The following is a 20,755-nucleotide window of genomic DNA, read 5'->3' as shown; positions in this document are numbered from 1 at the left end:
GTATCGGGGCGACCCTCCGCCTTGCGATCGCACGCACCAGACGCCGCGGGGCCGCCCTTCGGGCGAACGACGGGAGTTTGACGACAGGTCCTAGGACTCCCACACCCCGACGGCCGTACGGTCCTTCGGGTGGCCCGCCACGGGACGTTGTGCGGCGGCGAGGAAGGACACCGGGTCCGGAGGCGCGGCGGCGGACCACTCGCCGGCCAGCCGGGCGGCGAACCCGGGGTCCTGCTGGAGGGGCTCGGCGAGGCCGGCGCTGCACAGCAGCAGGGTGTCCCCCGGACGGGCGAAGGCGGTACGGAAGAGGAACGGCTCGGCACCGTCGGCACCGTCGTCCGGTCCCGCCTTGGCGGCCTGGTCCGGTACCGCGGGCGCCAAGTCCTCCCAGGCGCCGTCGCGGAGCCGGAAGAGACCGCCCGCGCCGACGCCGAAGAACACCCGGGTCCGGCAGTCCGGGTCGGCGGGCAGCAGCAGGCAGCGGAGTGCGGGGGTGTACCGCTCCGATGCGTCGTCGGGCTCCGGTGTCCGGTCGCGCAGCCTGCCGTAGCTGCGGTCGGTGAGCCGCTGGAGCCCGGACTTGAGGGCGCTGCGGTGGTCCGTACGGATGTCCTCGGCCAGTCGGGTGTAGCTGCGGCCGACCGCGCCGCCGATGCGGGCGCAGGCTTCCTGGGCGGCGCGGTGGCCGCCCTCGGCGGCGGGGCGGCCGGTGGCGACGGCGACCAGGATCAGGGCGTGCCGGCCGGCGCCGAAGCGGGCGGTGAGCAGCGCGTCGCGGCGTACGTCGCCGCGGTGGCGGGCGAGGTCGCCGCGCCGGGAGGCGGCGAGCAGGGTCAGTGAGCCGTACCGGGCGCCGTCCAGCGCGGTGTCCGGCACCAGGTCGTCGAGGGCGGCCGGGTCGGCGGCGGGCAGGGTGCCCAGCTCGCCGGAGAGCGGCGGGCGGTCGTCCGGGGTGCCGGTGCCGGCCGGGGCTGGGATGTCACGGGGCGGCTCCGGCGCGGACGGGGCGACCGGCGGGGCGGCAGGCGCCGGGCGGTGGCCCGGCCCGGTGGCCTGGAGCGGGATCGGCGCCGACGGGGACGCCGTCGGGCGGGCCGCTGGGGGCTGGCGCCTCGGGACCGCCCGGCGCGGCGCGGCCACCGCCCGGAGCGCCGAGGCGACCCGGTCATCGAGGGTGTCCGGGGTGTCGGCCGGCCCGGCGTCGCGTACCGCGGCGCGCCCCGGCGCGTCGTCTCCCCCTCCCTCGCCGTACAACTCCCGCCACCAGTCGTCCTCCTGGCCGCACCCGGCCTCCTGCTGGTTCATGCGCCGTATTGTCCCTGCGCGACCGTGCCCTCAACAGGGCGCAAAAGAGCGTCCACCGGGCGTTCGGCCTCACAAGAGTGACCGTCCAGGGGAGTCGCTGACCAGCGCGGGTCCTCGTAGGTGGGCGGGCGAACCGTGGTGGACGGCGGTCAGTTCGGCTCCGGTGTGACCGGTAGGACCGGCGCGCTTCCCCGGGGCCCGCGCTCCGGCCGCCCGCCGGCAAGCGCTTCCGGGCCGCTTCCGGCACCCTGGGCCCATGAGAGTGTGCAGCGGACGGGCCGTCACCGGGCGCGCGCCCGCCGGGAGTGAGGCCGGCGCGTGACCGGGTGCGGCGAGCGGACCACGGGACGGCGCGCGCGGGGCGACGGCAGGCGGGCCGGGCGAAGTGCGGCCGGCGCATGAGTGTCTGGCAGCTGGTCGCGGCCGGTCTGGTGATGCTGCTCGGGCTGCTCGGGGTGCTGGTGCCCGGCATTCCCGGGCCGCTGATCGTCTGGGCGGGCGTGATGTGGTGGACGCTGTCCGAGAGGTCCGCGCTCGCCTGGGTGGTCCTGATGGCCGCCACCGCGCTGCTGCTGCTCAACCAGGTGGTGAAGTGGCTGCTGCCGGCCCGCGATCTGCGGGCGGTGGGCACGCCGTACCGTGCGCTGTTCCTGGCGGGAGTGGCCGGCATCGTGGGGTTCTTCGTGATCCCGGTCGTCGGGGGCCTGCTGGGCTCCGTCGGCGGGCTCTATCTGCTGGAGCGCATCCGGCTGGGCAGCCACGGCGACGCCTGGGCCTCGACCCGTACGGCCCTGCGCGCCATCGGCCTGAGCGTGCTGGTCGAACTGTTCGCCTGCCTGCTGGTCGTCGGCGCCTGGACGGGGGCGGTGGTGGCGGGCTGAGGGGGCGCCCGGTGGGAGTGATGGGGGCGGTGGGGGCGTACGCGGCCGGGGCCGCCGTCCCGCCTCGCTCCCGGTCCGGCCCCGGCGCGCTCGCCACGTCAGGGGCGGCCGGCGCCCGCATCCTGAGGTGGGCGCCGGTGCGCGGGCCGCGACGCTGGGAAGGCGGCCGGCGTCCGGTCGGTGCGGCAGGCCCGGAACCCGGCCGCCTGTTCGGCGGCGCCCGACGGGACGAACCGCACGTTCACCCGCTGGGGTGTGACCGCCGGACAGCTCGGCCGGCAGTGGACGCCGGTCGTCACCATGGCGAAGGTCGTCACCACGGCGAAGAGGGACTCCCCGTCGTAGTCGTACCGTGCGTCCCGGCAGCTCACCGCTTCGTACCTGGCCTCGTCGTCCCTCACGCCCTGAGTACGCGCCGCACGCCCGGCGGGCCCGGCCGGCAGAAGACGGGCGTGGCGCTCGGCAAGGGGGGAGGCCGGCCGTGGACGGCCTCCCCCACCGCTCAGCTCACCCCTGCGGGCCGCGCTTCCGCTCCATCAGGTGCCGGCCCAGAGCCTGCTTCTGCTTCCAGTCGCGGCGGATCTCGGCGCGCAGCCGGGCGTCCGTCTTGGCCACGATGCGCTGGTTCTCGCGTTGCAGCTTCCGGTAGCTCTCCAGCCGCCGGACAGGCAACTCCCCGCTCTCGACGGCCTCTTGTACGGCGCAGCCCGGCTCCGAGCGGTGTGCGCAGTCGTGGAAGCGGCACTCCTCGGCCAGCGCCTCGACCTCGGAGAACGTCCGGGCGAGCCCGCTCTCGGCGTCCCACATGCCGACGCCGCGCAGCCCGGGGGTGTCGATCAGCACCCCGCCGCCGGGCAGCGCCCGCAGGTCCCGGGTGGTCGTGGTGTGCCGGCCCTTGCCGTCCCGGTCGCGAATGGCCTGCACCCGTTGCAGGTCCTCCCCGAGCAGGGCGTTGGCCAGTGTGGACTTGCCCGCGCCGGACTGCCCCAGCAGGACCGAAGTACTGCCCGAGAGGACGGCCGCGAGCACATCGAGCCCGTCACCGGTCGCCGAGCTGACCGCCAGCACCGGCACCCCGGGCGCCGCGGTCTCCGCGTCCTCGACGAGATGTGCCAGACCGTCCGGGTCGCCGGCCAGATCCGCCTTGGTCAGCACGACCACCGGCTGTGCGCCGCCCTCCGCGGCGGGTGCGGAGGGGTGTCGCGGTCCGTCCTCGCCCGCGCCGGACAACGCCAGCGCGAGGAACCGCTCGATCCGCCCGAGGTCCAGGGCGTCCGCGAGTGAGACACAGATGACGATGTGGTCGATGTTGGTGGCCAGCACCTGGCCCTCGGAGCGCTTCGACGAGGTGGACCGCACGAACGCCGTCCGGCGCGGCAGCAACGCCCGTACGACACCGTCGACATGGTCGCCGCCGCGCCCGTTCTCCAGGTCGATGACGGCCCAGTCGCCGGTGCACGGCACCCGCATCGGGTCGGAGGTCGCCACCAGCGCGGTGTCCGCCAGCACGGTACGGATGCCGTCGCCGTCGGCCACGACGGCGTCCACCCGCCCGCGGTCCACGCGGACGATACGGCCGGGCACGCGTCCCGGCCCGGCGAAGGGGGTGAAGCTCTGCGCGAATCCGTCGTCCCAGCCGTAGGCGGTCAGCGGGTGCGCGACAGAGGAAGAAAGGTCGAACAACGGGATGGCCCTTCGAGAAGGAGCGGTCCCGGCCGTGCCGCGCGAGGCGCGGGCGAAGCGAGATGACGTCGGGTCAGCCGGAGACCACAGGGAGGAGGTTGATGATCTGCTGGATGCGGGCAGCGCCCTTCGCAACGACAGCCATCAGTACTCACCTCCCGCTCTTCCCGGACAGCCGACGAGGGCGGCGTCAGGCCGTCCTCCGAACGCTGCCGACTGTAGACCGGTCCCACGCGATGGCGCCAGGCATTTTCCGTTCCCCGTGATCCGGTCCGGTCGGGCGGCGAACCTCAGGCGCCTGTGGCCCCGTCGATGCGTTCCCGGAGCAGGTCCGCGTGACCGTTGTGGCGTGCGTACTCCTCGATCATGTGGACCAGAATCCAGCGCAGGGAAACCCCCTGGTCCCCGAGGAATCCGGCCTCCCGTTCGGAGGGCGTGCCCGAGTCGTCGAGCGAGGCGGTGGCGATCAGCTCGCGGCTCCGGGCGACTTCCGCGCGCCAGTCGGCCAGCGCCTCGTCGATCCCGCGGTCCGGGGCGAGGGTGAACCCGCCGCCCTCCCCGTACAGCGGCGGTACGTCCTGGCCCGCGAACACCCGCTGGAACCAGTTGCGTTCGACCTCCGCGAGATGCCGGACCAGGCCGAGCAGTGTCATCGTGGACGGGGCGGCGGAGGCTAGGCGGAGCTGCCGGTCGTCCAGGCCCGCGCACTTCAGCGGGAGCGTGGCGCGGTGGAAATCCAACCAGCTTTCCAGCATGGCGCGTTCATCGGCGTGCGGGGGCGGAACGGGCCGCCCGTCAGGTGTCGTTCCCATGCCCGTCAGGCTCGCACAGGGCACTGACAATCGGTCCGGACGCGGTGTACGGCGTCCCCGGAGCGGTGACGGGAGCGGTGACCGGCTCGCCCGGCGTGGCGTGGTGGCCGCCGGACCCCAGACACCGGACGCCGGACACCCGCCACCAGAGCAGCTGAGCATTGCTCAACGGGGCAGGGCAGGGCGCCCGGGGAGCGCGGGCCCCGGGACGGCCGATCACCTCGCGGTGGAGCACAATGCTAGATATGGGTCATGACGGAAAATTTCGGGCGAGAAGGTGACGAAACACCGGCGTCACCACGCTCCCCGGGGCAACGCCTGCGGTCGCTGCTGAACGGTCACAGCGTCGCGGGCCAGGTGTTCGTGCTGCAGCTCGCCCTCGCGGTGCTGCTGGTCATCGCGGCCGTCCTGGCGCTCGTCTTCCAGGCCCGGGACGCGAGCGCCCATGAGGCCCGTCAGCTCTCGGCCGTCGGGGCCGAGACCTTCGCGCACGCCCCGGGCACCCGTGCCGCCATGCGGTCCGCCCACCCCAGCACGGCGCTGCAGCCCCGGGCGGAGGCGGCCCGGAAGGCCGCCGGTGTCGACTACGTCGTCGTCCTGCGGCCCGACGGCATGCGCTGGACCCACCCCGATCCCCGGCTGATCGGCAAGCGCGTCACCGGCGACGACTACCGTCCCGCGCTCAAGGGGCGGCCGTACACCGCGACCTTCACCTCGACCTTCGGCCCCGCGGTGACCACGACGGTCCCGGTCCTCGAACCGGACGGCTCGCTCCTCGGGCTGGTGGCCGTCGGCATCCGCGTCCAGCGGGCGGACGCGGAGGTGGGGCAGCAGCTGCCGCTGCTGCTCGGCTCCGCCGCCGGGGCGCTGCTGCTGGTCGCCGGCGGGGCGGCGCTGGTGAGCCGTCGGCTGCGCCGGCAGACGCGGGGGCTGCATCCGGCGGAGGTGCGGCGGATGTACGACCACCACGACGCGGTGCTGCACGCCGTACGGGAGGGCGTACTGATCATCAGCAGTGACGGGCGGCTGCTGCTGGCCAACGACGAGGCCCGGCGGCTGCTCGAACTGCCCGCGGACGCCGAACGCCGCCCGGTCGCCGGCCTCGGCCTGGAACCGCAGCTCAGCGCGCTGCTGACGTCGGGGCGGGCGGCGACCGACGAGGTGCTGCTGGCCGGCGACCGGCTGCTCGCGGTCAACGTACGGCCGACCGCCCCGCACGGCGGGCCCCCCGGGAGTGCCGTGACGCTGCGGGACACCACCGAACTGCGGGCGCTGGCCGGGCGGGCGGGCGTGGCCCAGGAGCGGCTGAAGCTGATCTACGACGCGGGGCTGCGGATCGGCACCACGCTGGACGTGGAGCGGACCGCCGAGGAGCTGGCCGCGGTCGCGGTGCCCCGGTTCGCCGATGTGGTCACCGTCGAGCTGCTGGAGCCGGTGCTGCGGGGCGACGAACCGACGGCAGGGGCGGGCGCCGAAGTCCGGCGGATGGCGGTCAGGGGGGTCCCCGAGGACGCGGCGCTCCACCGGGTCGGCGAGGTGCTCCGGTACGGTCCCGGGACGCCGATGGCGACGGGCCTGACGAGCGGGCGGCCGGTCCTCGTCGGCGATCTGCGCGGCGCGGACGCCTGGCATGAGCAGGACCGGGAGGGCGCCGAGCAGGTGCTGGACGCCGGTCTCCGGTCGCTGGCCGCCGTACCGCTGCAGGCGCGGGGCGTGGTGCTGGGGCTGGTCAACTACTGGCGGTCCGCCGCCTCGGACGCCTTCGGGGAGGAGGATCTGGCCTTCGCCGAGGAGCTGACCGCGCGGGCCGCCGTCGCGGTCGACAACGCCCGCCGCTACACCCGCGAGCACACCACGGCCGTCACCCTGCAGCGCAGTCTGCTGCCGCAGACCCTGCCCGAACAGTCCGCCCTGGAGGTCGCCCACCGCTATCTGCCCGCGCACGCCGGGGTCGGCGGCGACTGGTTCGATGTCATCCCGCTGCCCGGCGCCCGGGTCGCGCTGGTCGTCGGCGACGTGGTCGGGCACGGGCTGCACGCCGCCGCCACCATGGGCCGGCTGCGGACCGCGGTCCACAACTTCTCCGCCCTGGACCTGCCGCCCGACGAACTGCTGAACCACCTGGACGAGCTGGTCACCCACATCGACACGGACGAGGCACGGGCGGCCGGTCTGGGCACCGGCGACGAGGACGGCCGCGCTGTGGCGGGCGCCTGGCCCGGCGGCACGGACGGCGACTCCGACGGGGCACCGGCGCACCCAGGAGGCACCGGCATCACCGGCGCGACCTGCCTGTACGCCATCTACGACCCGGTCACCGGCCGGGTCACCCTGGCCACCGCGGGCCATCCCGGACCGGCCGTGATCCGCCCCGCCGGCGGTGTCACGTTCCCCGAGGTGCCGGTCTCCCCGCCGCTGGGGCTGGGCGGCAGCGTGCCGGTGGAGACCACGGAGCTGACGCTGAGCGAGGGCTCCCGGCTGGTGCTGTACACCGACGGGCTGGTCGAGAACCGCGACCGCGACATCGCCGCCGGGCTGGAGCTGCTCCGTACGGCCCTGGCGTCCGGGGCGGAGCACACCCCCGAGGAGACCTGTACGGCGGTCCTCGACGCGATGCTGCCCGCCCATCCCAGCGATGACATCGCGCTCCTGGTGGCCCGCACCCGGCTGCTGGACCCCACCAGGGTCGCCGAGTGGGAGGTGTCCTCCGATCCGGCGGCCGTCGCCCCCGTCCGGGCGGCCTGTCTGCGGATGCTGGAGTCCTGGGGGCTGGCGGCGATCGACTTCACCACCGAGCTGATCCTCAGCGAGCTGATCACCAACGCGATCCGCTACGGTGCCCAGCCGATCCGGGTGCGGCTGCTGTACGACCGGGCCCTGATCTGCGAGGTCTCCGACGGCACCAGCGCCTCCCCGCATCTGCGCCGGGCCGCCACCACGGACGAGGGGGGCCGGGGCCTCTTCCTCGTCGCCCAGTTCGCCCAGCGCTGGGGCACCCGTTACACCCCGGACGGCAAGGTCATCTGGACCGAGCAGTCGCTGGACGGCGGCCGTCCGGAGCCGGGGCCTGACTCGGTCGATGACGTCCTCGACCAGTGGGACGACGTTCCCGCGCTGTGACGGCGGCGGGCGGGGCCCGGGGCCGGGCGCGCGTCGGGGCTCGGGGCACGCGGCCGCATGGCGTGGGAAGCGCCGCCGCTCGCCGCCCGTACGCGCCGCCGCCCCCGCATGGCGGCCGCCGGATGCAGGGCCCCTGCCCCCTGGCTAAGCTCGGCCGGGGGGCCGACGCTGATCTTGGAGGCTCCCATGGTGCAGTTGCCCGAAGCGCGTGATCTGGCTCCGCGTCTGGCCGTCGGCGCCTTCGTCCTGGATTCCGGGCTGACGCTGCTGCGGGCCGACCGGGAGACCGCCGAGGGTGTGCACAGCACGGCGTGTGTGGCCTATCCGTTCCTGACCAAGATCCGCGCGGTGCCGTTCACCCGGCTGCTGGCGTGTTCCGAGGTCGCGGTCGGCGGTGCGCTGCTGGCGCCGCTCGTCCCCACCCGGCTGGCCGGACTCGCGCTGACCGGGTTCTCCGGCGGGCTGGTCGGGCTGTATCTGCGGACTCCCGGTATGCGGCAGCCGGGGAGTCTGCGGCCGACCCCGGAGGGCATGGTCGTGGCCAAGGACGTCTGGATGCTGGGCATCGGGCTGGGGTTCCTGGGCGCGGCGAGCCGCCGGCGCCGGGCCGCGGTGTCCCGCTACCGGCACGCCGTCCGCTCCCGGCGCCGCCGCTGCGGCTGCCGGCTCTGAGTCAGGACCGGCGGACGGCCCGTACGGCGGCCGCGCAGCCCGCGCCCACGGCGCCGGCGAGGAGGAGGACGCACAGGCTCGTCCGGTCGGGTGCCTGGAAGGCCAGTTCGGCACGCTGATGGAGCACGAAGCCGTCGTAGAACATCCAGGACACCAGGGCAGCGACGGGCGCCAGGACCGGCCGGGTGCGCACCGCCACGGCCCCCGTCAGCAGGGCGAACAGCGCCGGCACGGCCGGTTCCCGGCCGGTCGCGCCGGCCAGCGTCAGGGCGGTCACCAGCAGCGCCGCACCGACGGCGCCGAGCGGCAGCGCGAGATCACGGGCGAGCGTGCGGTCCTGCGGCACCCGGCGGACCGGGGCCGTGGCGGACGGGGTCACCCGCGGGAACCGGGTGGTGCGGGGGCGGTACGGGCGGGGCGCGGGCGCCGGGCGGTGCACGGTGGTCACGGGAACACCTCCTGCTGCGGCCCGTTGCGGCGGACCGGTGCGGTCCCGGGACCCGCGGTGGACCCTCGCTCCCAGACTGCGCGCCGTAGGCCGTACGGGAGCGCCGCGGCGCGGTCCTTGACGCCGTACGTACGGGCGGCAGGCGCTTTCTGACGCCGCCTTGATCCCAGGGTGGAGCGGCCGAGGCCGCCGGATTCAGGCCGGCCCACGCCCGGCCCGGCTCCCGGCGATACGGGCCGGGGCGCCCGCCGCCCCGCCCGCCCGTTGTGACAGGCTGCGGAGAGATGCCCGGCCGGTCCGGTCGCCGGGCCGGAGAGAGCGGGAACACCGTCCATGAACACCTCGCACCCCATGGGCCGGGCGGCCGTCGGCCCCGCCGGACACCGCGCCGCCGTCGCGACCGAGACCGCCGCGTTCGTGGCGGTGCTGGACGGCGCGGACCTGTCGGCGCCGGTGCCCGGCTGCCCGGAGTGGACGCTCCGGGACCTGGTCCGGCACACCGGGAGCGTGCAGCGGATGTTCTCCGTTCTGCTGCGGCGGCTCGTCCAGGAACCGCCGCGCAGCCGCGAGGTGGAGCTGGATCTGCCGACGGCGGAGGACGGCTGGGCCGGCTGGCTGTCGGCCAGTGCCGCGGTCGCCGAGGAGGCGTTCGCCGGGACCGACCCGGACGCGCCGATGTGGGCGTGGGGCGTCGATCAGCACGCCCGGTTCTGGATGCGGCGGATGCTGTTCGAGACGCTGGTGCACCGTACCGACGCGGAGTGCGCGGTCGGCCGCCGCCCGGTGGTCGACCCCGCGCTCGCGACGGACGGCGTCGACGAGTTCCTGACCAATCTGCCGCACGCCACGCCCTTCGCGCCCCAGGTGGCCCGGCTGCGCGGCGACGGCGAGACGCTCCGCTTCCGGTGCACCGACGCGGACGGCGACTGGCTGGTCCGCCTGCGGCCGGACGGCTTCGCCACCGCGCCGCGGACCGGGGAAGCGGCCGCCGCCGACGCCGGTGTCGAGGGCACCGCGGCGGATCTGCTGCTGCTCCTGTACGGGCGCCTGGACCACGGCGCGGACGCCTTCGCGACCACGGGTGACGCGGAGCTGCTGACCCGCTGGTTCACCAACTCCGCTTTCTGAGACCCGGGTTGCCGGACCACGCGTGCCTTCCGTGGTCCGGCATCTCCTTGCGGCGGGCCGGGCCGCTCCCCGAGGCCCGCGGCCTGTCGGCCGGTCAGGTCCGCCGGCCGAGCGCCTTCGCCCGGGTGTGGGACCAGCCCGTCAGCAGCACGCCCACGGCGACCAGCACCAGGTGCACGGCCAGCGTGAGGCCGAAGCCGCCGTCGAGCCCGCCGAGCAGTCCGGTGTCGTCGTGGTCGATGAGCAGCCGGATCGCGCCCTGCGCGAAAACCACCATCACCACGGCGCCGACGATCTGCAGGATGTCGTACTTCATCTGTCCCCCAAGTCCTGTTGCAAGGTCCTCCGTTCCCCCGAGGACGTTACGAACGTACCATTGAGAAAGCGGCTATTGGCCGCTCCATTACTGCGGAATTCGAATTACGTCACACAATTCAGGGATTCGGGAGGGGAATTGTGCGTGCGGAAAAGGGGCGGGCCGGAGAGCCGGTGTGCCGGATGTGCCGTACGGCCCTCCCCCCGGCGGGGCGGGGGCGGCCGGCGCTCTACTGCTCGCGCAGCTGCCAGGCCAAGGCCTACCGGCGGCGCAAGCAGACACCGGCCCCGGTGGCCGAGCGGCCGGCGGCACCCGCCCCGTCGGGCAAACGGCTGCGGATCGCCGAGGCGCTCTGGCGGATCGCCGCCGAGCGGGGGCTGCACGCGGCGAGCCTGCGGGAGGTGGCGGCCGAGGCCGGGGTGTCGCTCCGCGCGGTCCAGTACCACTTCACGAGCAAGCACCGGCTCCTGGTCGACGCGCTGCATCTGCTGCACGCGGAGAACGAGCGCATCGCCCGCTCCCGTATCCGGTTCGACGCCTCGCAGCCCCGGGGGCTGCTGCGGGCGGTGCTGGAGGAGTTCCTGCCCGTGGATGCCCAACGCACCGCCGCGCTGCGGGTGTTCGCCGCGTACTACGCCCGCAGCCTGACGGACCCCGAACTCGCCAGGGCCTTCCTGCCGGCCGAGCAGCCGCTGGAGCGGATGGTGGCGGAGCTGATCGCCGCGGCGCAGGCCGACGGGCGGACCGCGCCCGGTCTCGATCCGTGGCGCGAGGCCGATCTGCTGGTGTCCGGTGTGGTGGGTCTGGGCAGCGATGTGCTCCACGGGCGCCGCACGCTGGACGAGGTGCGCCGCACCCTCGACTACCACCTCGACCGGATCTTCGCCGGAGACCAACGCACGCTGCGCTGATCTCCGGCGAAGGCGGAGTGTCCGCCCGCCGCCGTCAGCGGAGGGCCGGCTCCGGGTAGAACTCCCGTGGCCGGCCGTGGGAGTCCTTGAGCCGGCCGAGCAGGCCCGCCGGATATTCGATGAGCCAGTAACTCGCCGCGGCCACCGGCATCGCCACCAGGAACACGATCAGCAGGGCCGGCAGGAAGCCCGACGGCCCGGTGGGCAGCAGGCCGGCGCGGTGCAGCAGAAGCATGACCGGCTCGTGCCAGATGAAGAGGCTGTAGCTGACCAGTCCGACGGAGGTCAGCCGGCGGGCCGTCAACAGGCCCTGCCAGGCGGTCCGTTGACGCACATGGAGGGTGCTGAAGAGCAGCACCACCCACAGGACCGAGGCGATCGGGTGGTAGAAGGTGAAGGTGACGTTCTCCGGCGCGGAGTCCAGGGAGAGCGCGAACAGCCCGGCCAGTGACAGCCCCGCCAGCGGCAGGGCGGTGCGCGGGCCGAGGCGGCCACGACCACCGAGGGCGGCCGTCAGCACCGCCAGCCCCATCCCGGCCGCGAAGCCGCCGAAGCGGGCCTGCGGACCGAAGTACACCACCCAGTCGGTGTGCGGCACCCCGAACCCGTAGTGGGCGACGGCGATCCAGGCGAGCGGCGCAGCGTACAGGAACAGGCACCCCGCCGCGCACACCGCCACCCTGGCGCCGCGCCGCCGCAGCGGACGGCAGGCCCGGACCGCCAGTGGCCCGAGCGCCACCAGGACGAGGTAGAAGAGCACCTCCAGCGACAGCGACCAGGTGGGGCCCAGGGTGTAGAAGATCCGCTGCTGGTCGAAGACATGGGTGAAGGTGAGGTGCTCGACCAGGTCCCGCCAGTTGCCCGGCAGGGTCGGGTTGCGGCACGCCCAGACGACCAGCACCGCCAGGAAGTACAGCGGCAGAATCCGGATCGCCCGCCGGAAGAGGAACACCCGGGCCGGCCGGATCGAGCGCCCGTCGAGGGCGGCCCGCGCGTACGAGAGCGTCAGCAGGTACGCGGACAGCACGAAGAAGAGGTCGATGACCTCCAGGGAGAGGACGGCGCCGACGACCGGGTCGTCGACCGGCGGATGGCTGCCCTGTACGTCGTAGCGGAAGTACTGCTGCCAGACGTGGAAGGTGACGGTGCTGAGCGCGGCGAGTGCGCGGAAGCCGTCGATGGCCCCGGCCCGGCCGGCGCCGGCCGGAACGGTGTCCGTACCGCTCATCGGCGGGCCACCGCCTTCGGGGCGACCGCCCGCGGGGTGACCCGCCACTGCCGGTCCCCCAGCGCCTCCTTCAGATGGGCCTGCCGGGCCACCATGTTCTTGAAGTGGCTGTAGAAGAAGGTCGAGACGAGCAGATAGGACCAGAACCACCGGCGGCGGGACCGGAGTTCGGGAACCGCCAGCCGCCAGGCGAAGAGCGCCTGCACCGGTCCGGCCGCCATCGTGAACAGCACCGCCAGGACGCACACCGGCACCGCCCAGTCGAGCCGGTGCGGCCCGCCGGCCCGCCAGGCCGAGTACAGCAGGATGGGCAGGATCTGCAGCGTCAGCCACGGCTGTATCTCCCGCCAGCCCAACAGCACGCACAGGCCCAGTTTCTGACGGGCCGTGAACACCGGGCAACGCAGGCTCCGCCACAGATGCCGCAGTGAGACCTGGAGCCAGCCCTGCGCCCAGCGGGAGCGCTGGTTCCACAGCGCCTTCAGTGTGGTGGGCGCCAGTTCACGGGAGACGAGGGTGCGGTCGACGGCGAACCGGGCGCCCTCGCCCAGGGCGCGCAGCGTGGAGTCGATGTCCTCGGTGAGCATCGAGCCGTGCATCCGGGTCCGGGCGAGCAGGTCCGTGCGCCAGAACCCGTTGGAGCCGCCGAACACCCCGAAGCCGTACAGCCGGGTGCGGCCCGGGTGGCTGACCGCGTAGATCGCCTCGAACTCCACCGCGACCAGCTCGGCGACCCGGGAGCTGTCGCCGTTGCGGATCACGCAGTGGCCCTGGACCACGTCATGGCCGTTGGACAACCAGTGCCAGGCGTCCCGGAACGCGGTCCGGGCCGGGTGGTGGTCGGCGTCGAAGATGCCGACGAACTCACCGCGGACCCGGGTGACCGCGGCGTTGATGTTCTGCGCCTTGGAGGTGCTGCCCGCGACCGGCAGCAGCACCAGCCGCCGGTCCCGGGCCGCGATCTCGCGGAGGGTGTCCTCGACGGGCAGCGGATGCGGCGTGTTGTACGCGAGCAGGATCTCCAGCTCGCCCGGGTAGTCGAGGCGGAGGAACGACTCGACGGTCTCGACGATGGTCGCGGCCTCGTTGGGCAGATACGCGGCGATCACGGCACTGGCCGGCGGGTACGGCGCGCCGGGCGTCTCGGGCCGGGCGGCCGCGTCGAGCGAGAAGAGGCACTCCAGGACGATCAGCAGCGCGGACAGCACCAGTCCGGCCACCACCACCCAGTACATGGCGGAGCCGAGGTCCCAGCCCAGCGCGTAGGTCTGCACATAGAGCACGAACGGCACCGCGACGCCGAGCAGCAGCGCCAGGACCGGGGAGAGCGCGGAGAGGGCGGGCCGGAGCAGCGCGCTGAGGGACGGGCGGCGGTTCCGGTGCGGTGTGCCGCGCATCCATGGGGCGTAGCGGACCGGGCGCAGGTCCCGGTGGCGGAGCGCCTCGTGTACCGCGTCCCGGGCCTGGCCGGTGGCCCGGGCGCCGTCCGCGCAGCCGGCCAGCGGCAGCCAGCCGATGGCCGGGGTGAGGCGGACGTTCTCGTCGGCGACGACGAACCGGGTGCCGGCCACGGTCGCGGCGAACTTCTCCAGCGCGCGGCGGGCGGTCTCCTCGTCGACGCCGGGCAGCAGCATCAGCAGCTGGCCGTCGTCGTCCCGGCCGAGCCGGTCGCAGAAGCTGCCGAGCCGCTCCGCGACGCCCGCCAGCCGCTCGGCGACCTCACGGCGGACACGCGGCCCGAGCCGGGCCTCCAGCGCGGCCATCTCGGCCACGCCGACCACGGCGAGCACCCCGCCGTTCCGGGCCGCCTCGGGACGCCGCAGCTCACGGTCGAGTTCGTCGAGGAAGTGCGGGTGGGAGTACAGGCCGGTGCGCGGGTCGCGCGGCAGGCTCTCGACCGGTACGGGGACCCGCCGGAGCTTGGCCTCGATACGGGCGGACAGCTCGACCGGGTCGGAGGCTTCCGGAAGGCAGTCGTCGGCGCCGTGCCGCAGCATGTCCGCCACACCGGAGGGCCCGGGGCCCGTGGTGACCATGAGCAGCGGCAGCGCCCGCCCGGCGGGGTCGGTGCGGACCTCGCGGATCACGTCGAGGGCGCCGTCGTCGTGGGCGCCGGGTGCGCCCCGGTCGCCGAGGGCCACGATGGCGTCCGGGTGGGCCTGCCCCATCCGCCGGCCGACGTCGCCGGGCACGGCGTGCCGGACCTCGTGGCCGGTGGCGCGCAGGGTTCGGCTGAGGCGCTCCCGGCGCGGTCCGGGAGCGCCGACCACGAGGACCCGCCCGCCCGTCCGGGAGTCGTCGGCGGGGGCGGTGGGGGTGGCGGGAGCGGCGTGCGACGCCGTGTCGAGCAGGGCGGTGGGTGCGCCCTGGGAGGTGGTGCGGTGCGAAGTGAGCACCTGGGAATGTCCTTTCGTGCAAGGAGGCATACGAAAGCGGGCCCGGTCCACCGCATCGTTCGGCGGCGGCCCGGGCCTGGGGCCGGTGCTTCGGATCAGCCCCTAGCCGGCTGCCGGCTCCATGACAGGTGCGCGTTGTCCCGCGGTCGCTCTTCGGGTCCGTCTCTCCGCGGTACGGACACGGGGGCGCGGGGGCGCGGCTGCTGAGGCACGCTCCAAGCCTGGGAACGCGTGGGCGCGTTCCAGCACTGATCGCATATGTGGGGTCCCATCCTGATCGGATTGTGGGGGAGGACCGGATGTCGGGTGTGCCGTCGGCCAGCTCCGCGCGGCGGGGCCGGTCGACCTTTTCAGCCTCGACGCGAACTGTGACACCACACCTGCCGCCACGTAACGCTCTGATGACATCCCGCCGTCCAGCCGGTCTCGACGCGGCGCTACCGCCCGGTAAGCACCGAGGCACCGGCTATACCCAGTAAGCGAGTTGCGGCGTGGAATCGGACAGATAGCGCACATCTCCCGCCCGTCCGCCCGCGCGGCGCCGCTCACCTTCGAGTCGCAGGGCAATGGTGGATTCGTACCTATCGACCATCTGTTAATCTGCCCGCTCCTGGATGTTCCTCCATGCCCTCTCCCCCCAAGCACCCCTCGTTCGCCGGGTGCAGCGAGGTGTCCCGCCACGTGTACAGCACTCCCTTCTCCCCCGCCGGGGCCAGATCCGCGCGGGCCCGGGTGGGCCTGACTACGGCTCAGGTCGCCCAGTCCATGACGGCGTGCGGCACGCCGGTGCACCCCGAGCTGGTCGAGGCCTGGGAGTACGGCTCCCAGATGCCGACCGAGCCGCAGCTGTTCGCCCTGGCCGACGTCCTGTGGTGCCCGCTGACGGTGCTGATGGGCGTCGAGCCGCGGACCCTGGCCGAGCACCGGATGGCCCGCCAGCTGAGCGTGGAGCGGCTGTCACAGCTGATCGGCATGGACCCGGCCCACTACTGGGCGGCCGAGTCGGCCTCCCAGTGGAGCGGCGACTACCGGCAGACCAAGGCGCTGGTGGAGGCGCTGGGGCTGTCGCTGCGGAAGCTGATCGGGGTGATGGGCCGGGACGAGGAGCTGTCCGGGCATCTGCGGACGGCCATCGACGGGCGCTGGAAGTCCCACGTCGGGCCGGTCGCCAAGATCACGACACTGAACAAGACCCGGGTGAGCGACGCGCTGCGCACGATGCACGCGGAGTTCGCGGAGTTCTCCGAGCGCTACATGGGGCATGTGGTGGCGCGGAACGACGACTCGCGGCTGAAGGAGGTCGCGGCCGAGCGCTCGGCGTATCTGCGCCGGCTGGTCGACCACTTCTGGGAGCTGATCGGGGACGCGGGCGAGGCGCCGCCGTTCAACACCGTGCCCACCTACTGACGGGCGGCGGGCAGCGACGGAAAAGCGGGCGGGGAGGGAACCGGATGCCCGGTTCCCTCCCCGCCCGCGGGCGTTGGCGGACTCAGCGGCCGGGGGCTCCCCAGTCCGGCCCGCCCTGCGGGTGCGGTCCGCCCTGCGGGTACGGCGAGCCCTGCGGGTACGGCAAGCCCGGAGGGGTGGCCGGGCCCGGCCGGTGGTGCGTCTGCGGGGTGTACGGGCCGGCCGGGGCGGGCGCGCCGAACGGCTCGTGCGTCTCGGCCGGTTCGTCGGCCTCGATCTCGTCCCAGTCGATCTCCATCGTCTTGCGGCGGGTGAAGACGTTGAAGAAGAGGTTCAGCAGGACGGCGGTCAGGCTGCCCAGGGTGATACCGCTGTTGAGGACCGCCCGGACGTCCTCCGGCATCCGCGCGAAGAACGGCTCGACCGCGTTGGGCAGCAGCGCGGCGGCCAGACTGACCGCGAGGATCAGGGCGTTGCGCTCCTCGCGGAGGTCCACCTTGCCGAGGATCTGGATGCCGACCGCGGCGACCATGCCGAACATCGCGATCGCGGCACCGCCGAGCACCGGATGCGGAATGGCGGCCACCACACTGCCCGCCTTCGGCAGCAGCCCCATGACAATCATGAATCCGCCGGCCGCGACCACCACGAACCGGCTCATGACCTTTGACATCCGCACCAGGCCGATGTTCTCGGCAAAGGCCACGTAGGGGAAGGAATTGAAAATTCCGCCGAGGACGGTGGCGACACCGTCGGCGCGCAGGGCATTGGCGACGGTGGTGTTGTCGACCTTCTTACGCGTGATCTCACCGATCGCGTAGACGTCTCCGGTGGTCTCCACCATGGTGATCAGCATGACGACGACCATGGCGAGGATCGGGAACAGCTCGAACTTCGGCATTCCGTAGTGAAAGGGCGTGCTGACGCCGAACCAGTCGGCATTCTTCACGGCACTGAAATCCACGTCGCCGAAGAGCCAGGCGACGCCGGTACCGGCGACCAGGCCGAGCAGGACGGCGAGGCTGCTCAGGTACGGCTTGCCGACCCGGACCACGAGGAGGACGAAGAGCAGGGTGCCCAGCGCGTAGGCGAGGTTCTTGGGGTCGCCGTAGCCGGGGTGTCCGATCAAGCTCGCGCCGCCGGCCGCGTCCTGGAGCCCCTGGGGTATCAGGGTGAGGCCGATGACGGTGAGGATCGTGCCGATGACGATCGGCGGGAAGTACTTCACCAGCTTGCTGAAGAAGGGCGCGAAGAGGAAGGTCGCGATGCCCGCGGTGATCACCGCGCCGTAGACGACGAGCAGACCGGCGGTGCCGCCGCCCGCGCCCAGCCCGATGGCGATCATCGGGGAGACCGCGGTGAAGGTGACGCCCTGGACCAGCGGCAGCCTGGCGCCGATCTTCCAGACCCCGAGGGCCTGGATGATCGAGGCGACACCGCAGGTCAGCAGGTCCGCGTTGATCAGGTAGACGAGTTCCTCGCGGGAGAGACCCAGGGCGTTCCCGAGGATGATCGGGACGATCACCGCGCCCGCGTAGAACGCGAGCACGTGCTGGAAGCCGTAGAGGGTGAGCTTGCCGACGGGGAGGACCTCGTCGACGGGGTGAGCCCGCTCCGGGGGGAACTGCTCGGGGTCTTGTCGGGAGACTCGTGCCATCTCTGCCTTGCCTTCGGGAGGTAGGTGAATAAGAAGGGACCGGCCCGTCGTGTCCCGGAGGACGGACGGACCGGCTGGGTCTTACAAAGCCGACGTTCAGCGGTGTCACCGACACCACGTAGCCCTGCACTGCACTGTGCGTCCCGGGGTCCACAGGACTCGTTTCGACCTGCGCGGCAAATTCCGGCATTTCCATGGAATTTGCAGGTGGGACCAATCGGGGCGTTCACCCTAGTTGACCTGTGCCCTTTCTCGCGAGTAACCGGTCGTATTCGCTCGGATAAAGGCTGATCACGGCCCGAAATACCGTTTTGGGAAGGGGACTTCGAGCGTCGCGGCGCCGCCGCGGCGACAACAGGCGGAGCCCGGCCGGCGGCCGTAGCATTTTGGTATGGCTGAGCGGCAGGATGCGCCCTCCGCGCCGGAACTCGTCGTCGAGTCCGACGGCAGCACCCAGGTGATGAGCCCCAGCCGCGTCTACCACGTGGGACGGGACCCGGCGTGCGAACTCGTGTTGCACGACGCCCGGGTCTCCTGGCATCACGCGGTGCTGCGGACCAAGTCGGGCCACTGGACGGTGGAGGACGAGGACAGTACGAACGGCACCTTCACCGACGGACGGCGGGTGCACGAGACCGGTATCGGGCCGGGCAGTGTGATCCGGTTCGGCAACCCCGCGGACGGTCCGTGTGCGGTGCTCTCCGGGGTGTCACCACCACCGCCGGCCGCACCCACCCCGCCGGCGCCATCGGCACCACCGCCGCCGCCGACCCGCACCGAGCGGCCCTCCGCCGTCTCCTACCCCGCCGGCACCCGGACCTTCCGCCGGCCCAGCTCCGTACGGCCGCTGCCGGCCGCCCGGACCACCCGGATCGGCCGCGCGCCCGAGAACGACCTGGTCGTCGACGACCTCTCGGTCTCCCGCAAGCACGCCGAGCTGCGCGCCGGCGCCGAGGGCTTCGAGATCGTCGACCTGGGCAGCCACAACGGCACCTACCTCAACGGCCAGCCGGTGGACCGGGCCCCGATGATCCCCGGCGACATCGTCGGTATCGGCCACTCCGCGTTCGCCCTGGTCGGCGACGAACTCCAGGAGTTCATCGACACCGGCGAGGTCTCGCTGGACGTACAGGACCTGGCCGTACGGGTCGACAACGGCCGCAAGACGCTGATGGAGCAGGTGTCCTTCCCGGTGGGCGAGAAGACGCTGCTGGCCGTGGTCGGACCGAGCGGCGCGGGCAAGTCGACCCTGCTCAACGCGCTGACCGGGCTGCGCCCCGCGGACGACGGGACGGTGCTCTACGACGGCCGTGACCTCTACCGCGACTACGCCGAGCTGCGCCAGCGCATCGGACTCGTCCCGCAGGACGACATCCTGCATCTGCAGCTGACCGTGCGCCGGGCCCTCGGCTACGCCGCGGAGCTGCGCTTCCCCGAGGACACCGCGAAGGCGGAGCGGCAGGCGCGGGTCGACGAGGTGGTCCACGAACTGGGCCTCGACCAGCGGGTGGACCAGCCGATCCACAGCCTCTCGGGCGGCCAGCGCAAGCGGGTGAGCGTGGCCCTGGAGCTGCTGACCAAGCCCTCGCTGCTCTTCCTCGACGAGCCGACCTCCGGCCTCGACCCCGGGATGGACCGCTCCGTGATGCACATGCTGCGCGGGCTGGCGGACGACGGCCGTACGGTCATCGTCGTCACCCACAGCGTGCTGAGCCTGGACGTCTGCGACCGGCTGCTGGTCCTGGCGCCGGGCGGCACCATCGCCTACTACGGGCCGCCGGACGAGGCGCTCTCGTACTTCGGGTACGAGCAGTGGCCGGAGGCGTTCGAGGCCTTCGAGAACGACCGGGACCGTGACTGGGCGGGCCGGTTCCGTGCCTCGCCGCAGCACCGGCGCTATGTCGCCGCGGACTCCCATCAGCCGCTGCGCCCGCCCGAGGCCCCGGCCGGCCCCGTCTCCGCGCCGAAGGCACAGAGCTGGGGCAAGCAGCTGCACACGCTGGTGCGGCGCTATGCCGCGGCGCTGACCGCCGACCGGACCTTCCTGATCATCATGGTCGCGCTGCCGTTCGTCATGGGAGCGATGGCGCACGCCCTGGCCGGGTCCGCGCTCACCGCGGACTCGGCGGTCAACGCACTGCTGATCCTGTGCGTCGGAGCGGTGCTCACCGGAGCCGCCAACGCGGTACGGGAGCTGGTCAAGGAGCGGACCATCTATCAGCGGGAGAGAGCCGTCGGCCTGTCCCGCTCGGCGTATCTGATGTCCAAGGTGCTGGTGCTGGGGCTGATCACGATCGTGCAGGCCGTGGTGCTGACCCTGGTGGCGCTGATCGGCGTCAAGCTGAACGCCCCCGGCGGCAAAGGGGTGCTGATGCCGCCGCTGATCGAAATCACCCTCGCGGTGGCGCTGTTGGCGTTCACCGCCATGATGCTCGGCCTGTTCGTTTCCGCGCTGGTGCGGAAGGAAGAGGTCACCATGCCGCTGCTGGTCCTGCTCGCGATCGTCCAGGTCGTGTTCTGCGGTGCGCTGCTCAAACTGAACGGTGTGCTGGTGCTGGAGCAACTGGCTTGGCTGGTGCCGTCCCGGTGGGGGCTCGGGGCCATGGCGGGCACCATCGATCTGCACCACATCATGCCGCAGGGCACCGCGGACCCGCTGTTCCAGCACAAGCCGGGCACCTGGCTGCTGAACATGGGGATGATGATCGTGCTCTCCCTGATTCTGGGCTTCGTGGTCACCAAGCTGCTGCGGCGGCACGAGCCCGAGATCATGCGCAGGTAGCGCCGAGGA

The 20,755-nt window shown here is 73.1% G+C and carries 15 protein-coding genes and 1 pseudogene; 7 read left to right on the top strand and 9 right to left on the bottom strand.

Annotated features, from left to right (window positions below):
• Nucleotides 1-90: 90 nt before the first annotated feature.
• On the bottom strand, nucleotides 91-1,305 hold the full coding sequence (locus ACWC9R_RS10045) for a protein phosphatase 2C domain-containing protein (protein ID WP_450730147.1): 1,215 nt from the start codon (nucleotides 1,303-1,305) through the stop codon (nucleotides 91-93).
• A gap of 398 nt (nucleotides 1,306-1,703) precedes the next feature.
• On the opposite strand from ACWC9R_RS10045, the gene ACWC9R_RS10040 reads away from it, so the two are divergent.
• Nucleotides 1,704-2,186 (top strand): DUF456 domain-containing protein, encoded by a 483-nt coding sequence (locus ACWC9R_RS10040; RefSeq protein ID WP_450730145.1) that lies wholly within the window; start codon nucleotides 1,704-1,706, stop codon nucleotides 2,184-2,186.
• Between the two features lie 149 nt (nucleotides 2,187-2,335).
• Here the strand turns inward: ACWC9R_RS10040 and ACWC9R_RS10035 are convergent.
• The 3 genes and pseudogenes from ACWC9R_RS10035 to ACWC9R_RS10025 all read right to left on the bottom strand — a co-directional run.
• A pseudogene (locus ACWC9R_RS10035) lies at nucleotides 2,336-2,587 on the bottom strand (Ada metal-binding domain-containing protein); the annotation flags it as partial.
• Nucleotides 2,588-2,693: 106 nt separating this feature from the next.
• Nucleotides 2,694-3,869, bottom strand: a complete 1,176-nt coding sequence (rsgA, locus tag ACWC9R_RS10030) for a ribosome small subunit-dependent GTPase A (protein WP_450730143.1) — start codon at nucleotides 3,867-3,869, stop codon at nucleotides 2,694-2,696.
• A 290-nt stretch (nucleotides 3,870-4,159) separates the two neighbouring features.
• Nucleotides 4,160-4,681 carry a DinB family protein gene (locus tag ACWC9R_RS10025; RefSeq protein ID WP_450730141.1) on the bottom strand — a complete coding sequence of 174 codons (522 nt, stop codon included), beginning with the start codon at nucleotides 4,679-4,681 and terminating at the stop codon, nucleotides 4,160-4,162.
• 252 nt (nucleotides 4,682-4,933) lie between these two features.
• Here ACWC9R_RS10025 and ACWC9R_RS10020 point away from each other — a divergent pair, with 252 nt between their 5' ends.
• Both ACWC9R_RS10020 and ACWC9R_RS10015 read left to right on the top strand, forming a co-directional pair.
• Nucleotides 4,934-7,801: a SpoIIE family protein phosphatase gene (locus ACWC9R_RS10020; RefSeq protein ID WP_450730139.1), complete on the top strand. Its 2,868-nt coding sequence runs from the start codon at nucleotides 4,934-4,936 to the stop codon at nucleotides 7,799-7,801.
• A gap of 186 nt (nucleotides 7,802-7,987) precedes the next feature.
• Nucleotides 7,988-8,473, top strand: coding sequence for a hypothetical protein (locus tag ACWC9R_RS10015; RefSeq protein ID WP_450730137.1), 486 nt, complete (start codon nucleotides 7,988-7,990; stop codon nucleotides 8,471-8,473).
• 1 nt (nucleotide 8,474) lies between these two features.
• Here the strand turns inward: ACWC9R_RS10015 and ACWC9R_RS10010 are convergent, their stop codons facing one another.
• Nucleotides 8,475-8,921, bottom strand: coding sequence for a DUF4118 domain-containing protein (locus tag ACWC9R_RS10010; RefSeq protein ID WP_450730135.1), 447 nt, complete (start codon nucleotides 8,919-8,921; stop codon nucleotides 8,475-8,477).
• Nucleotides 8,922-9,254: 333 nt separating this feature from the next.
• On the opposite strand from ACWC9R_RS10010, the gene ACWC9R_RS10005 reads away from it, so the two are divergent.
• Nucleotides 9,255-10,049, top strand: coding sequence for a maleylpyruvate isomerase family mycothiol-dependent enzyme (locus ACWC9R_RS10005; RefSeq protein WP_450730133.1), 795 nt, complete (start codon nucleotides 9,255-9,257; stop codon nucleotides 10,047-10,049).
• 94 nt (nucleotides 10,050-10,143) lie between these two features.
• Here the strand turns inward: ACWC9R_RS10005 and ACWC9R_RS10000 are convergent, their stop codons facing one another.
• Nucleotides 10,144-10,365, bottom strand: a complete 222-nt coding sequence (locus ACWC9R_RS10000) for a hypothetical protein (protein WP_450730131.1) — start codon at nucleotides 10,363-10,365, stop codon at nucleotides 10,144-10,146.
• Between the two features lie 140 nt (nucleotides 10,366-10,505).
• Here ACWC9R_RS10000 and ACWC9R_RS09995 point away from each other — a divergent pair, with 140 nt between their 5' ends.
• Nucleotides 10,506-11,276 carry a TetR/AcrR family transcriptional regulator gene (locus tag ACWC9R_RS09995; RefSeq protein ID WP_450730129.1) on the top strand — a complete coding sequence of 257 codons (771 nt, stop codon included), beginning with the start codon at nucleotides 10,506-10,508 and terminating at the stop codon, nucleotides 11,274-11,276.
• 34 nt (nucleotides 11,277-11,310) lie between these two features.
• On the opposite strand, the gene ACWC9R_RS09990 is transcribed toward ACWC9R_RS09995, so the two are convergent.
• Together ACWC9R_RS09990 and ACWC9R_RS09985 are read right to left on the bottom strand one after the other, a co-directional pair.
• On the bottom strand, nucleotides 11,311-12,504 hold the full coding sequence (locus ACWC9R_RS09990) for an acyltransferase family protein (protein ID WP_450730127.1): 1,194 nt from the start codon (nucleotides 12,502-12,504) through the stop codon (nucleotides 11,311-11,313).
• Nucleotides 12,501-14,900, bottom strand: a complete 2,400-nt coding sequence (locus tag ACWC9R_RS09985) for a glycosyltransferase (protein ID WP_450730125.1) — start codon at nucleotides 14,898-14,900, stop codon at nucleotides 12,501-12,503. Before ACWC9R_RS09985 ends, ACWC9R_RS09990 begins: the two co-directional genes overlap by 4 nt.
• A gap of 681 nt (nucleotides 14,901-15,581) precedes the next feature.
• Here ACWC9R_RS09985 and ACWC9R_RS09980 point away from each other — a divergent pair.
• Nucleotides 15,582-16,307, top strand: a complete 726-nt coding sequence (locus tag ACWC9R_RS09980) for a transcriptional regulator (protein WP_450730123.1) — start codon at nucleotides 15,582-15,584, stop codon at nucleotides 16,305-16,307.
• 82 nt (nucleotides 16,308-16,389) lie between these two features.
• On the opposite strand, the gene ACWC9R_RS09975 is transcribed toward ACWC9R_RS09980, so the two are convergent.
• Nucleotides 16,390-17,964, bottom strand: a complete 1,575-nt coding sequence (locus tag ACWC9R_RS09975) for a solute carrier family 23 protein (protein WP_450730121.1) — start codon at nucleotides 17,962-17,964, stop codon at nucleotides 16,390-16,392.
• A 391-nt stretch (nucleotides 17,965-18,355) separates the two neighbouring features.
• Between ACWC9R_RS09975 and ACWC9R_RS09970 the strand changes: the two genes are divergently transcribed.
• Complete coding sequence (locus ACWC9R_RS09970) at nucleotides 18,356-20,746, top strand: FHA domain-containing protein (RefSeq protein ID WP_450730119.1); 2,391 nt, start codon at nucleotides 18,356-18,358, stop codon at nucleotides 20,744-20,746.
• Nucleotides 20,747-20,755: the final 9 nt, after the last annotated feature.

Source organism: Streptomyces sp. NPDC001219, from assembly GCF_053597915.1.
This window is presented reverse-complemented; position numbering and strand designations above follow the sequence as displayed.